Raw genomic sequence first — 13,801 nt, 5'->3', positions numbered from 1 at the left:
GATGCCGGGAGGTAAACATAATGCGGATGAGATCCCAACGAGGGGGGCCTTAAGCAGAGACCGTGACCGGCAGCTTTTTGGCCGATTTTTGCCTGTCGGGAAGGGCAAATATCGACCGATTCTGTTGAAAAAGTCGGCCATGGTTTCCACGGCAGAAAAGTACGCGCTTGAGATTGAAATCTTTACTTTGTGCAGAGGATTCCGAACTCAGATTTCGCGTAGCTGCGCGCAAAAAAGGCGTTTTCCGCAACCAGAATGCGGGCAGTCTGGAAGGACCGACTTTTTCAACACAATCGGCCAAAAGCAGTCAGTCAATGCACTACAAAAATAGAGGCGATTCAGACGGGTAATGTCGTTGTACTGAAGGTACACTCTGCTGCTCAAAAATTTAGGAGCATCGGATGGACTTTTGGATTCTTCTAGGCGCAGTGGGTTCAGTGGCATCGATCGTTGCACTTCTGCTTCCTTTGCAATCACGGTTTCAGAAGCTTGTCCACGTCGCATACGGGATCGCGATAGCCGGATTTTCTATCGTGGCAATGTGGTACTGGCAGCAAAATACTCGGATTCACAATGTTGAGCGCGCTGCGACTGCCCTGGTTGCCGGTGTAGGGATGGATTACACCAGCATGGGGTTTACGCAGGCCGCTCTGGCGTTCTTAGAGAAGAACAAAGACCTCTATCCAGATGCCTACGCGAGAGCTCAAAAAATGTGTGAGCACAGCAATTGCCTCGCACTTTCTAAATCGACGGATGAGGTTAGTTTGTCTTTTGCCCTCCAGGGGCTCATTCGGGGAATCAGCAAGCTTGAAGGCGGCTCCTAAACGGTCGTCGGGGCGACTGCCGTCAGCAAGCCTCAACTTCACGTTAGGCGTTCTCAAACGTTTTAGCCAGCGACCGATACGGGTCGATTCTGTTGAAAAAGTGCGCAAAAAAATGCGTTTTCAGTACTCAGTATGCGGACAGTCTGGAAGAACCGACTTTTTCAACACAATCGGTCGATTAGAGCCCTTCGCGACCGGCAGTAATGGGTGACCGCAGCCCTTCATGAGGAGCACCCAACATCCACGCTGACACGCGCTCATCACATAAAGCGCGGCAAGATCAAACCGGTCAACGATTCACCTCTCTGACTTTTGCATTGGACCCGACAAGCTGGGTCTCTGTAGACTCGCGCACAAAAAATGGGGCGGCAATGAACGATTTCTTGCAGTACATGATCCTGGTGTTCCAAGGTAACGCCAAAGCAGGGCTGGTCGCAGTACTGATTACGGGCGTCGTTTGGTTGATTGAATGGTGGAAGCCAGCCGTAGCCGACCCAGGCGCACGCGGAAGGTGGCACAATGTCAAAGTCTACTTTTTATTGCTAATCGGCTTAACATTTTCAGCTCCCTTATTGAATCAATGCGCGCAACTCTTGCCAAGCATTTCACTGCTTGACCGAATGGTGCCAGATTGGCAATCAAAAGGTATAGTCGGTGGCATCCTTGCAACTCTCATCTATGCATTCATTTGGGACTTCTTCCAGTATTGGACTCATCGACTTGAGCATAAATACGGTGCCTTGTGGGCATTTCATCGCGTGCATCACAGCGATGCGGACATGAATGCCTCAACCTCTCTACGCCAAAGTGTGGGAGGTGCGCTCATCGGCTATTTCCTTGCGCATATACCCACATCAATAATATGTGGAGGAAACATGCTTCCATATTTTGGCTCGTTGATATTATTCAGTGGCTGGGGCTATTTCAATCATGCGAATATCCGCTTCTCATTAGGCCCGCTCACCCGGGTAATTTCAGGCCCGCAGTGGCATAGGTTGCATCACGGGAAGGAAACTCAGCATCACAATTCAAATTATGCTGCTTTTTTTCCAATTTTCGACCTGCTATTCGGGACATTACGACTACCGAAAAAAGAAGAGTGGGTAGAAACTGGCCTTCTGAATGATATATCTCCACAAAATTCGTTCAAACAAGCCTTTTTATCTTGGCGCAATAAAGAAACATCTATCTCAGACACACCTCACGCACATGCTTCTGCAGAGCCCTTAGAGCTGCTTAGTCAGCGATGATGCCTGCGCGGATGTCGAAAACAGTTGATCCAACAGCCGCAGAGAGTTCGACGGGACCTGCATCGCCCATGCCTGCGACGCATGTGGTACCGGACACGGCCCCGCCACTGGCACGACAACTTCCCACGATGCCCAGCCCGCGAGCATAGTCAGCAGCGCGACATGGGACAGCCAACCGGCAAGCCGCCACGCGGGGGGATTTATGGCCCCCACCGAGCTAGTCGGCAATGTGCGCGGTGCCCTGGACACCATCGACAAGAATGACGAGTTCATCACGATGACACTTGCAGTGATGATGCCGCCAAAGCGACAATCGGCACGAGCAGAATTACACCGCGATTCTAAAAGGGTAAGGCAAAGTACTCAGGGCCAATGAATCCGGGCACTTCCTTACTTTGGACTACCCAGTTTTAACCTGCTTTACACGGTCAGTGGTACAAAAATTGGTACGGGCTTCCCACCATCCTCGGTTGATTTAACGTTGAGGCAAATATGGATATTGAAAAGCTGAAATTCCTGCTTAAGCCGTGGCTAAGAGTGGACACATGGCATACAGGCCATCCCATGGACGACGAGCGATATCACCGGGCCCTTCACTCCGCATTCGAGGAGCTGGACGTAAACATCAGCACGGACGACTTTCGGCAGGCAATCGCGCTCTGCCTAGAGGAATCCTGCCCGGGTGATGAGAAGGCATTTAAAGGCGCTATCGAAGAGTTCGCGCAGCGTGCCGAATACATTTCCAGCTATCTTTACGATCTGAAGCCTTATTGATTTCTACGACGATAAACAGGGAATCCTCCTGCGCCCGCAGGTGGCCCCCTCGTAAGGTCTTTAAGATTAGCCATCTCACTTAGCGACAACGAAAACATGCCCCATAACAAAGAACAACATTTTGTACCATTTTCTTACTTAAAAAACTTCTCCAGCAATAAAAAAACAATTCATCTGCACAACCTCTCGAATCAAAGAACAATTTTCAACGCAAAGCTAAAAACTCAGTGTCGCCGTGAGTACCTATACGGAAAGGAAGATCTCTCTATCGAAAAGGGCCTAGGCTTAATTGAGGGAGCTGCCGCCAATGCGTTTAGGAACATCAGCTCCCCCCCTAGAACGCCGACTCCAGGCAACATCGAGTTCGCCCACTTAATAACCTTCGCAATATTCCAACACCATCGAACAATCTATGCTGCTCGCGCGCTAAACGAAATGTTTTCAAATACGGCAAAGAAAACACTTTCATACGATCCACGATTCAGCGGGGGAATCCTTGAGAACGTGGATATCGGACTCACCAATCCAGCTATATTAGCCACTCAGTCTGCTAGCCGCTCGCTACACTTCGGCCTGGATTTGTCATGCAAACTTCTATTGGCCAAAGAAGGATGCGAATTTATAACATCTGACAACCCTGCAATTTTCTATAACCAGGCTTTAGAGATAAGCAACTATCAGGGACTGGGCCTCGCATGCAAGGGCCTTCAGATTTTCCTGCCCATTTCTCCAGAGCGTCTACTACTATTTTACGACAGCAAAATTTACAAAGTCGGCCTTAATAATCTAGACCCTGTACAAATCACAGAACAGTCTGATATGGACCAGATAAACTCTTTAATTCTCGCTAACGCCGATGAAAACATTTACTTTCTGACGAGCGACAAAATCAATCTAAAAGTAATAGGTCGCGGAATACGGCACAAACTCATAAATAATTCCACTATTGAAACGCACCAAACATTTAGAGACGGCGAGGCATATTCGGATTTACTGATAAGCAAACGAATCCGCCCAAGAACTGGACTCAAACTCAACTTCGTTAGAGAGCATAAAACCGCGAACCTTCTTAGAGCGACCGCAGATAATAACTTTATTACCACTGTTGAGCTATGCCGAGACCCCGACCTGGTGGTATGGGATCAACTATATGAGAAAAGCTTAGAAAAGGGTAACACTCAAAACTTCTTTGAGTTCATTGCTTCTCAGGGGTAGTCGCTTGCTTATACAAATAGCGGTGAACTCGGCCTCGGTGACAATAGGCTGCCGCCACTCTCCACATCTTCCTCTGTTCGCCGGCGGCGGTCTAAGCCTCCGTCCAGTTGCCGTCAAACCCCGCGTAACTCACCGCATCACACGACTACCCTCGAAAGATTTGCCCTCAAGGAAATCGATGCCAGAAGGCACTGCCCGACGCTGGCTTGCCTCTGAGTTTCGGTCAGCTCTCAGAGCAGCCTTGCATTCCGTCGCCAGCATTCGCCAACGCACCCGGCCTCGTTTACTGTACATACAAACAGTATCCGTAAGGCGCGAACGTGGACCCCTACGAAATCGAGGACACCAGCGAATGGCTCGGTAGTCCGACCAGGCTGGAAACCGTCAAGCATTACGCAAGCATGCTCGAGGAAGACGTCCAGAATCTGAAGCGTCAGCTGCAGGCAGCAAAGGAAAACATTTCCACCCTGGTGGAAATGAACGACCAGCTCTCGACCGAACTCCAAAAGAAGCAAGCATGGATGGCGAACCTGGAGGCGGAAACCACCGATCAGCTTGCCCAGATCCGGAGCCTGACATTGGTCCTGGATCAAAAAGAACGGATCATTCGCGTGTTGCAAGCGGGCAATCAGAGAGGCTGAACATGTGCGGACGACTTTCCCAATACGATGGCATCCACGACTTCGTCGCGGCTCTCAGCATGCCCAACCCTCTGGTCAACAGCACCGGTGACCGGCCGTTCGAGCGGTACAACGCCGCCCCGACAACCCAGCTCGCCATCTTTCACCAGGAAGGTGAATACCTGCACGCCGACATGGTTCGCTGGGGATGGCGCCCGCATTGGGCCAAGGACCGCGCAGCACCGATCAATGCTCGGGTAGAAAAGGTCGCCCACGGCCCCTTCTTTCGCGCGATCTGGCCGCACCGGGCAATCATCGCGATCAACAACTGGTTTGAATGGGTGGATGAAGGCGGACCGAAGAAGCAGCCCTACCTCATCCGCCGGCGGGACCGGGCGCCAATCCTGTGCGCTGCGATCGGCCAATACCCGAATGCCGAGCATGAGCCTAGCGAACACGATGGCTTCGTCATCATCACCGCCGACAGCGCTGGCGGGATGGTCGATATTCACGACCGACGGCCCGTGACGCTATCGCCTGAACTGGCCCGCGAATGGCTCGACCCGGCCACACCAAAGGAGCGCGCCGAACAGATGGTGATGCACCAGGGCGAACCAACCGAGGCATTCGAGTGGTTCAAGGTGGACCGTGCGATTGGCAACGTGCGCAATCAGGGGCCCGAATTGATCAAGCCAGCCGAGGAAACCGGCTTGTTCTAAGTCGCGGCCAGCGATCTCAACCGCTCTTCAGTCGCCGAGTCGAAGATGACATAGAGCCGATCGATAGTTGCCTCACTCAAAGCTCGGACCGATTCCAAGCCGAGCACAAACCCCTCAGCGCGTGCACCTGCTTTCGCCGCGACAATCATCGAATCCGCCTGGGCGATCTGCGCTAGAAGCTTGTCCGCCTCGCGCTCGATCTTTGGGCTCAGCTCTACACCTTCCATTCCGCCACCTTTATTTGAACAATCGCCTACAGGATAGCGGCATACGTCTCGGCCGACAGCACCGCCGTCGCCTTCGTCCACAGCTTCAGCCGGTCCGCCTGCCCATTGAGCCCGCCATTGATGCGTCGAGTGATTGCTTCGAACTGGCCAGCATCCGCCAACTCATTCAGGCCGTTGCTCGACCAGAACCAGGCGGCTGACAGCGCAGCATACGCCGGCTGCTCCAGCAGTTCAGGTTTGGTCAGCAGGTCCAGGCCCAGGGCTGAGCCGCATGCCTGATAGTTGACCCAACCGGTGACCTGAATAAGCCCCCTGCCCCGGTACCGCCAGCCGTCACCGGTTACAGCGGGCCCATTGCCCAGGCGCGAGGCATAGACGATGTTCGCGATCTGCTCGGGCTTGCGCGCGACACTGGTTGCGGTCGCCAGGTTGAACCGCTTCGGCCAGGTCCTGATTAAGCCGTCGGCGCTGTAATTCAGGTTCTCGACCAGGGCGCGCAGTTGGCCGGACTCATGCCCTATCTGAGCCAGGAACGCGGCCACGCGCAGCAGGCCGGTAATTTTGAAACGGTCCATCGCATCATTCAGCGCAGACACAAAAACGCCGGCAACTGGGCCAGCGTTCGGGAGGATCTGCAGCAGTTGTTGCTGAGTGATCGGCATACTTTTCTCCAGGCGAAAAAAAGCCCGCGCTTGGCGGGCACAGGGAAGTGTGTGCAGTCAGCTGGCAGGATCAGTGACCACTTCCGGCACCGGCTCTGCCGTAATGATCACCTGGCCGCTGTAGGCATTGATCAGCTGCGCCGTGCGGACCACGGCCTGTGGTTGTGCGGTGACAATGGCGCGCGCCTGGACGTCCGCCTCTTCGGCCGTGGCGAAGACTTCGTGATGGATCGGGTCGAAGTTGTTGCTGGTGTTGATGACGATAAAGGACATGGTGAATCTCCGGTTTGCAGATTTTGGGCAAAAAGAAACCCGCTCGATGGCGGGGACTGGGTTGTGTACAGATCAGACCATCACGGCTGCTGCGGGGAGTTGGCGGGCCTGAGCGCCTTGCTGTATCGCCCAGCGCCACCTATTCGAACGCCGACCCAGAACAGCCAGGCTCGCCAGCGCGCCACCCCTTCAGCGCGCAGGGCACGGTAGAAAATTGCGTCAGCTTGCTTACGGCTGACGGCACCGGTTGCGTACAGCCAGTCATGCACCGTTGCCGCGTAGTTGCCGTAGCCGGACACCAGGGCGAATAGCGCGAACAGGAAGGCATTGTGCAGCACCTTGATACTGGCGAAATCCGTGGCGAAGCCGGCCGGTACCGTGATGACGCGCTGGCTCTCATCGGCCAGCACCAATTCATCAAGGAGAATGTGCGTCCACTTGCCGATCTGTTCCGTTTTCAGGGTGGTGGTGAAACGGCTCATACCGGCCAACCCTCTTTCAGCATGGCGGCAGTGAAGGTGCCATCGCCCACCGCTGCCAGCAGGTCAGCTTCACGATCGAAGCAGCCCTGGACAAAGTCCGCGACCGCCTCTGCCATCACCAATACCTGGGCAGACGGCAGGTCAACGAATCCTTCCGGGGTTTTCCAGCGCAAGGTGTAGGCCGGGTTACGCATGGCCTTAATCGCGGAGCCATTGATCAAGGTCTTGGCGCGGTCGTCGGTATTGATGGCCATGCCGTCAACGGTGATGCCCGACGTTTCAACTTCGTAACGCCGTTCCGCAATGCGCGCCACTTGCTGTTCCGGCGTCAATGGCGCTTGCGCGTAAAGGCCGATAGCGCCGTGCGTACCCGAGATGAGAGAGGCATACAGCTCACGACCGAACTCATTGTCATCGTCTGGCGAGGCAGTAAAAGGAATCCAGCCCAGGGCCTCGTGCTCTACTTCGCAATCGATGGTGCCGCGCTGGTTGTAACGAGGGTTTTTAATATTCATTAGGAAACTCTCATAAACAACGTTGCTTGGTTGTTTGCGGTGGCGCTCATGGCCCTCCAAGCACCTGTGGGCGCACCCCAAGCAGAGTTAGCGGTATCACTAAAACTTAGGCTTGAGCCAGCCACTACTGCTCCACTGGCCACGACGGCGCCCGTTAAGTTTTTCAGGAAGGAATAACTACCCACTTGATTGAAGGCAACGGATGAAGCCAAGTTACTGGTGGTGATAATTTCATCCCAGACACTCCACGCATTCGTAACATAGATTCGCTCGAACTTCCGCCTCGACCCCCAATAGGTCAGTGTTTGGTAAATCACTACTGTAGATAGGTTCTTTACCTCCAACAGTGCATCACCAACAATTGGCATGTTTCCTGAGCCACTCAGTATGTAGTACAAGCCAGAAGGTCTAACACCATTGGCATCGGAAATGGTTAGTAATGTAGTGCCCGTCATACCCCAGCCAAATGCTCCGGGCATCAACAGAGCCCCTGCTGTAGCGTCATGACTCGATGTCTGCACGGCGCGCATAGCGCCATTGCCCAGCCCGAGCCCCACTCTCGCGCTCGCCGCATCGGTGCCACCCGTCCCGCCCTTGGTAAGGGGCAAGATGTCGTAGTTGCCGGTGGTCCCCAGGGCGGCCATCTTGGCGCCGAACTGGTTCACTAATGCCCGCAGAGTATCGGCCGAGTCTTTGACGTAGCCCTGCATCGGTGCCAGTGCATAGACGCCCGCTGCGGTGGTCGCCCCCTGATAGTTCGGCGAGATCGACAAGGCCGTGTCGCTGGCAATGTTGGTGATTTCATACCAGCCGCCGTCAGGGCCGCGGAAGGCATCACCGACACGGGCATTGGCAATAAACGCAGTGCCCGCGCCAATGACGGAATTGGAATTTTGGGTGACAGAGACCGTTCCCGATTTATACCAGGGCAATTGAATATCTCCAGAAAGTGTTCAGGCCAGTAATTTGGCGCAGAGGAATGCCGGCGTCATATCGCCTAGTAACTAAGTGCCCGGGAGTCGAGCAAAGATCGCGGCGGGCTGCCCGTTATCCGTCCAAGGCCCCGCTCCCGCAGCCACGACATACGTCTGCAGCCTGTTTTCTGAGTAGTTAAATCTGACGCCTAAGTTGAGCCACCCGGCGTTCTGCGGTCTAAGTACGCCACGCGAAAAGGGGTTGATCATGAAGTATTCATCAGACGCGAGAGCAGCTACCAGTTCATTTCTGTAATAGAACTGCGAGCCAATCGTCATCGGAACACTCCCCTGATAAGTCCAAGAGTGGTTGGCTTTGGTGACGATAACGGGAACGGCACCCGAGTCGTAACAGAGCGAACCGTCTGCGGCCCACAACCGCAAGCCGTAGGAGCTCTTAGCCAGTGATGCGAACACCGCCGCAAACCACTTACCCAATGGCCGCCAAGTAACGTTAGCCGCCTGTATGTTGAAGCCTGTCCAGTTACCAGGACCACCCTCGATTGTGGTTTGCCAGTAAATATCATCCGGTCTGGATGGGTCATTCCTGATAAAAATACACGGAGGCTCGCTCGTCGTAATGGGTGACGGGAACGTGACTCTAGCGTAGTGGTCGCCGGTGGCCTGATATGTTCCATTGTAAAGAGCGCACAGCCTTGGAGTTTCAGAGTCAATTTGGACATAATTACTCCCATTGATTGCCATTAGCCCAAAGCTCAATTTTTAAACCTCATCACCAACAGTCGAAACTGAATAGCCGAACCAATGGAGGCGCTTGGCTCGGAAGGGTTGCGCGATCGAATCGTTACAACCCCTTCTGCCACTGACTCATAAGGCATGGCGTTCAAACTGTTTTCCGCCGAAGCGGCTTGTGTTGGAAGAATGGCAGCAGCGCAGGTAGAAGGACTAAACCCCGCAATGGGGATTGTTAGAACCTGATTCACCGCCAGTTGATACAGTCCATTGTGAATAACTTGATACGTGAAGTTTTCAGTGTCGAGTTCAGGAGTGCCATTGGCACTCCAAGTTCTCAGTCCATACGCCATTTTCTACCCCAGATAGCCAAGCCGGACACGCAACACATTGTTGGCGTCGTAGACCGAGACGTTCTGCGAGTTGATCACCAGCCGCCCTTGGCCCGGGACAATGCCGTTGATCTCTAGCGTTCCGTCTTTATAGAGAACCCAGCCTTGCTGGCCGGCGATATAGTTGGTGGAGCTGATGTAGCTGCCGATCTTGGCATTGGTGATGGTGCCGTCCTGAATGAACGCCGAGTTCATGAACACCTGGCCGCCCTGCACCGCAAACGGAACCGAGAGGGCACCGCCGGCCATGCTGTTGACGACGGCAAACCGATCTGCGGCGACCAGGAACTGGCTTTGCAGTCCGGCACCGGTGTTCTCGATGCCCAACCCGGCGCCCGCGGCAACATACTTGCCGTCGGCAGTGACCTGCATCTTCACCGACCACATCACATTGAGCTTTCCGGCAGTGTCGGCATAGGCTGTCGACGTCTGCTGGATGGCAGCCGTGTTTTGCCCTGCCGTTACAAACAGCTGGTCAATCTTCGTCGCCGTCGCTGACTCATTGGTCGCAACCACCTGTTCCAGCTCGGTGATGTTGGCCGCGTTCGCTCCTATCTGGGCATCAAAACCGGTGAGCCGCTGCGCAAAGGCTTCAGTTTCAGAGGTGCGAACCTTGGATTCCGAAGCGATTGCTGCGGTACTCGTCCAGCCTTTCAGCGCGTCCGCCAGATCGCCTTCCCCATTGTCGTCTCGCGACGATGCCTGAAGCGCCTGAAACGCTGTGGCCTGGGCGGTGACCTTCCCTTCCGTGGAAGTGACCCGCGTATCCAGCGAATTGAGCGCCGTCGCCTGACCGCTGTTGGCAGCCTCGGCATCGCCTACCCGGTTTTCCAGTTGCGTGAGGCTGTTGCCCTGACTGGTCAGCGCTGTGCCTTGCTGAGCCACTGTCGACGTGAGCGCCGCAGTGGCAGCGCTCTGCGCGTCACTACCTTGTTTGATGGACGGTGAGTACGCCGTGGCGACAGCGCCTTCCTGAAATTGGACGTTGTCAACTTCCAACCACATGTCTGCCGCCGCCCCCGAGCGGTTAAACAATCGTCCGCCGTAAATGTGCGCCTGCGTTGCGCCGACAGGACAGACACCAGACAGGGTAAGGCGCTGGTAAGTATCGGTCAGCACAGTTTCAGTCAAAGTGGACGTGGCAATTACCGTATTGCCCGCCGCGTTATAGAACTGGATGTACATCGAGTAACGAAACAGCGCCGCCACCGATGCCCGAACCCATACGCTCAGCGTGTAGGTCTGCCCCGCCAACACGGTTGGACGCGGTAGACCATCTGATGTGCTGTAGATGAGGTCCATGTAGCTGTTGGCAAGGACCGCGGCTTTTTCCAACCGAACGGCTTTTGTGCTGGACGACAACGGCGAATCAACTTGAGATGACACCACCGAAGGGGCTGTACCGCCGACCACCCAGTAGCGCGGTCGGTTAGGACTCCCCGGCGCGAGCTCCTCAAACGAGCTATTAGGCAGCAGGTTGTCGCCGCCCAGCTTGGTCAGGCTGTTGGTCAGGCTGGTAATCGACGAACTCTGGCTGCTGATCGTCCCTTCCGCCGCCGTCACACGACTGGTCAGGCCGGTTACAGCCGCTGCGTCAGCCTTGGTATTGGCCACCGACAAGGCGTTGGCTGCCGCTGCCGCCGCATCGGTTGCCACCTTGTCGGTGACTGCCGCCCAGGCCGAGCCCGTCCAGCGCTTCGGCGTGTTCGCCCCGCCGGTGATGTCGATCCACAGATTCTGCGCCAGTTGATCGGCTGCAGACGGCGCCGCCGCCTGCACCAGCACCTTGCCCTTGCCACCGGCCAGGGTGTTCGCCGCGTTCGCTGCCGTCTGCGCAGCAGTCACGTTGGTGTTGGTGGTGGTCAGGCTGTTGTTCAGCGAGGTGAGCGAGGCGCCCTGACTGGTCAGGGTTGTGCCCTGTTGAGTCACGGTGCTGGTCAAGGTGCTGAGTGCAGCGGAGGTCGCCGCCTGGTCAGAAGTAAGTACAAACGCACTGTCTTTCCATCCAGTCGCAACGCTGCCCACTTCCAGTTGAGCCTGATCCCACTCAACGTCACCGCTGACCAGGGAAGCGGAAGCTCCGCGGATGCGGAACAGCAGGTCAGTGGCCACGGTATCTGCAGGCGCAGCCGCAGTCGCGACACGAACCACGCGCTGCCAGGCCCCTGTAGCAACGACGGAGGTTGGGCCGTCAGTGAGCAGGGTTGCTTGCGCTGCGTTCTTGAACTGGAAGAACAGTTGGACGATCAGGCCTGCCGTGGCTTTCACCCACGCCGACATCGTCACCATCTGCCCAGGTGCCACGCTTGGGAGGATCTTCGGGTTGAACCCACCAGTCACGTTGCCGGTAATACCGAGGTCGCAGTAGTTAGTGGCGCCAGAACTCAGCCCCGTCAGCGCGATACGCTGAGAAAACCCCTGCGGATCAACATCTGAGGTCACTAACGAGGGGGCTGCGGTAACACCGGAGGGAACGCCAAGCCTCCAGCCTTCTGCAAGCCCGGCCGTAGGCCCCACTCTCTCGAAAGAAGGGTTGTACAGCAGGTTTTGCCCGCCCGTGGTGCTGATGTTGTTGGTCAGCGAGGTGATCGAGCTGCCCTGGCTTGTGATCGTCCCTTCCGCCGCCGTCACACGGCTGGCCAGGCTGGTAACTGCCGAAGCGTCCGCCTTGGTGTTGGCCACCGACAGTGCGTTGGCTGCTGCCGCTGCAGCGTCCGTGGCCACCTTGTCCGTGACCGCTGCCCAAGCGGAGCCGGTCCAGCGCTTCGGCGTGTTCGCGCCGCCGGTGATGTCGATCCACAGGTTCTGCGCCAGTTGATCGGCCGCCGCCGGTGCCGCCGTCTGCACCAGCACCTTGCCCTTGCCGCCGGCCAAGGTGTTCGCCGCGTACGCCGCGTTTTGCGCAGCGGTCACGTTGGTGTTGGTGGTGATCAGGCTGTTGTTCAGCGAAGTGAGCGAGGCGCCCTGACTGGTCAGGGTGGTGCCTTGTTGAGTCACGGTGCTGGTCAAGGTGCTGAGTGCAGCGGACGTGGCGGCCTGTTCGGATGCGAGCGTTAGCGCGCTGTCCCTCCATCCCGACACTACCGATCCGGTTTCAATTTGAGCGCGGGTGAACTCCACAAAGCCGGCAGTAACGCCGCTGCTGCCGAACACGCGCAGGAAGGGCAAAACCTTCACTGTGCCTGCAGGCAGATTGGCAAACAGCAGCGTGGCTCGTTGCGTCCCGCCAGTCGCCACGAAAAATCCCGTGGATGGGCCAGCGAGTACCGCACCGACGGAGTCAACAGCCTGCAAGTACAGCCGAGCCTGCAGCCCCGCTGTAGCACGGAAGTACACGGACAAAGCAACGGAGGCGCCCGCTTGTGCAGTTGGACGCACAGCAGTGCTTGGAATGATTGAACGGTACAGGCTGGATTCATTAATCCCTGTCACGTCAATTCGTTGCGCGCTCTCTGAGGCGTTGATCCACGACGGTACCAGGGAGTAAACACCCGTCGAAGCGCCGATTGTGCCCGGCTCGTTCTTATCCCAACCATCAGCCAACCCGACAACGTTGCCCGTCTTGGTAAACGCAGGGTTGTACAACAGGTTTTGACTGCCGATATCGCCGATGCTGTTGTTCAACGAAGTGATCGAGCCTCCTTGGGAAGTGATAACCCCTTCGGCCGCCGTCACGCGAGTGGTCAGGCTGTTGACTGCCGAGGCATCGGCCTTGGTGTTGGCCACCGACAAGGCGTTGGCTGCCGCTGCCGCCGCATCGGTCGCCACCTTATCGGTCACCGCCGCCCACGTCGAGCCGGTCCAGCGCTTCGGTGTGTTGGCCCCGCCGGTGATGTCGATCCACAGGTTTTGCGCCAGTTGATCGGCCACTGCCGGCGCCGCCGTCTGCACCAGTACCTTGCCCTTGCCGCCGGCCAAGGTGTTCGCCGCGTTCGCCGCGTTTTGCGCGGCGGTCACGTTGGTGTTGGTGGTGGTCAGACTGTTATTCAGCCCGGTGATCGAGCTGCCCTGACTGCTGATCGTGCCTTCGGCCGCTTCCACACGACTGGTCAGGCTGTTGACTGCCGACGCATCGGCCTTGGTGTTGGCCACTGACAAGGCGTTGGCTGCCGCTGCCGCCGCATCAGTCGCTACCTTGTCGGTCACTGCCACCCAGGCCGAGCCGGTCCAGCGCTTCGGCG

16 protein-coding genes are annotated in these 13,801 nt (G+C 56.4%); 7 read left to right on the top strand and 9 right to left on the bottom strand.

All coding sequences use genetic code 11. The features are described 5' to 3' along the window. Position 1 precedes the first annotated feature (1 nt). The 3 genes from PMI35_RS35170 to PMI35_RS33600 all read left to right on the top strand — a co-directional run bounded on the left by PMI35_RS35170 (position 2) and on the right by PMI35_RS33600 (position 2,074). A complete protein-coding gene (locus tag PMI35_RS35170; protein ID WP_238543142.1) occupies positions 2-331 on the top strand; it encodes a hypothetical protein in 330 nt (109 codons plus the stop codon). A gap of 70 nt (positions 332-401) precedes the next feature. Beyond that, complete coding sequence (locus PMI35_RS26970) at positions 402-824, top strand: hypothetical protein (protein WP_008055791.1); 423 nt, start codon at positions 402-404, stop codon at positions 822-824. 371 nt (positions 825-1,195) lie between these two features. Continuing rightward, positions 1,196-2,074 (top strand): sterol desaturase family protein, encoded by an 879-nt coding sequence (locus tag PMI35_RS33600; protein WP_008055790.1) that lies wholly within the window; start codon positions 1,196-1,198, stop codon positions 2,072-2,074. On the opposite strand, the gene rz1 is transcribed toward PMI35_RS33600, so the two are convergent. Continuing rightward, the gene (rz1, locus tag PMI35_RS35815) at positions 2,051-2,221 is read right to left on the bottom strand and encodes a lysis system o-spanin lipoprotein Rz1 (RefSeq protein WP_162831840.1); all 171 of its coding nucleotides are present in this window, start codon (positions 2,219-2,221) and stop codon (positions 2,051-2,053) included. The genes PMI35_RS33600 and rz1 overlap by 24 nt on opposite strands. A 345-nt stretch (positions 2,222-2,566) precedes the next feature. On the opposite strand from rz1, the gene PMI35_RS26975 reads away from it, so the two are divergent. The 4 genes from PMI35_RS26975 to PMI35_RS26990 all read left to right on the top strand — a co-directional run bounded on the left by PMI35_RS26975 (position 2,567) and on the right by PMI35_RS26990 (position 5,402). After that, a complete protein-coding gene (locus PMI35_RS26975; RefSeq protein ID WP_008055789.1) occupies positions 2,567-2,848 on the top strand; it encodes a hypothetical protein in 282 nt (93 codons plus the stop codon). Between the two features lie 96 nt (positions 2,849-2,944). Then, on the top strand, positions 2,945-4,063 hold the full coding sequence (locus PMI35_RS26980; protein WP_008055788.1) for a DUF4238 domain-containing protein: 1,119 nt from the start codon (positions 2,945-2,947) through the stop codon (positions 4,061-4,063). 320 nt (positions 4,064-4,383) lie between these two features. Next, positions 4,384-4,704 carry a hypothetical protein gene (locus PMI35_RS26985; RefSeq protein WP_008055787.1) on the top strand — a complete coding sequence of 107 codons (321 nt, stop codon included), beginning with the start codon at positions 4,384-4,386 and terminating at the stop codon, positions 4,702-4,704. A 2-nt stretch (positions 4,705-4,706) separates the two neighbouring features. Continuing rightward, positions 4,707-5,402: an SOS response-associated peptidase family protein gene (locus PMI35_RS26990; protein ID WP_008055786.1), complete on the top strand. Its 696-nt coding sequence runs from the start codon at positions 4,707-4,709 to the stop codon at positions 5,400-5,402. On the opposite strand, the gene PMI35_RS26995 is transcribed toward PMI35_RS26990, so the two are convergent. The 8 genes from PMI35_RS26995 to PMI35_RS35160 form a co-directional block, all read right to left on the bottom strand. After that, positions 5,399-5,629 carry a hypothetical protein gene (locus tag PMI35_RS26995; RefSeq protein ID WP_008055779.1) on the bottom strand — a complete coding sequence of 77 codons (231 nt, stop codon included), beginning with the start codon at positions 5,627-5,629 and terminating at the stop codon, positions 5,399-5,401. The genes PMI35_RS26990 and PMI35_RS26995 overlap by 4 nt on opposite strands. A 26-nt stretch (positions 5,630-5,655) precedes the next feature. Then, positions 5,656-6,291, bottom strand: a complete 636-nt coding sequence (locus tag PMI35_RS27000) for a glycoside hydrolase family 19 protein (RefSeq protein ID WP_008055778.1) — start codon at positions 6,289-6,291, stop codon at positions 5,656-5,658. Positions 6,292-6,348: 57 nt separating this feature from the next. Beyond that, positions 6,349-6,564, bottom strand: a complete 216-nt coding sequence (locus tag PMI35_RS27005; RefSeq protein ID WP_008055777.1) for a hypothetical protein — start codon at positions 6,562-6,564, stop codon at positions 6,349-6,351. A gap of 80 nt (positions 6,565-6,644) precedes the next feature. Further along, on the bottom strand, positions 6,645-7,046 hold the full coding sequence (locus PMI35_RS27010; protein ID WP_008055776.1) for a DUF1353 domain-containing protein: 402 nt from the start codon (positions 7,044-7,046) through the stop codon (positions 6,645-6,647). Next, positions 7,043-7,561: a DUF4376 domain-containing protein gene (locus tag PMI35_RS0132250; RefSeq protein ID WP_008055775.1), complete on the bottom strand. Its 519-nt coding sequence runs from the start codon at positions 7,559-7,561 to the stop codon at positions 7,043-7,045. The genes PMI35_RS27010 and PMI35_RS0132250 overlap by 4 nt, the downstream gene beginning before the upstream one ends. Continuing rightward, positions 7,561-8,493, bottom strand: coding sequence for a pyocin knob domain-containing protein (locus tag PMI35_RS35165; RefSeq protein ID WP_008055774.1), 933 nt, complete (start codon positions 8,491-8,493; stop codon positions 7,561-7,563). The genes PMI35_RS0132250 and PMI35_RS35165 overlap by 1 nt, the downstream gene beginning before the upstream one ends. Positions 8,494-9,251: 758 nt before the next feature. Further along, positions 9,252-9,581 carry a hypothetical protein gene (locus PMI35_RS34550; RefSeq protein WP_157295557.1) on the bottom strand — a complete coding sequence of 110 codons (330 nt, stop codon included), beginning with the start codon at positions 9,579-9,581 and terminating at the stop codon, positions 9,252-9,254. 3 nt (positions 9,582-9,584) lie between these two features. Continuing rightward, positions 9,585-13,712 (bottom strand): DUF1983 domain-containing protein, encoded by a 4,128-nt coding sequence (locus PMI35_RS35160; protein WP_238543141.1) that lies wholly within the window; start codon positions 13,710-13,712, stop codon positions 9,585-9,587. Positions 13,713-13,801: the final 89 nt, after the last annotated feature.

It is taken from the genome of Pseudomonas sp. GM78 (assembly GCF_000282475.1).
GTDB lineage: Bacteria > Pseudomonadota > Gammaproteobacteria > Pseudomonadales > Pseudomonadaceae > Aquipseudomonas.
Note: the sequence above shows the minus strand (reverse complement) of the source record. Positions and strands in the feature narration are given on the sequence as shown.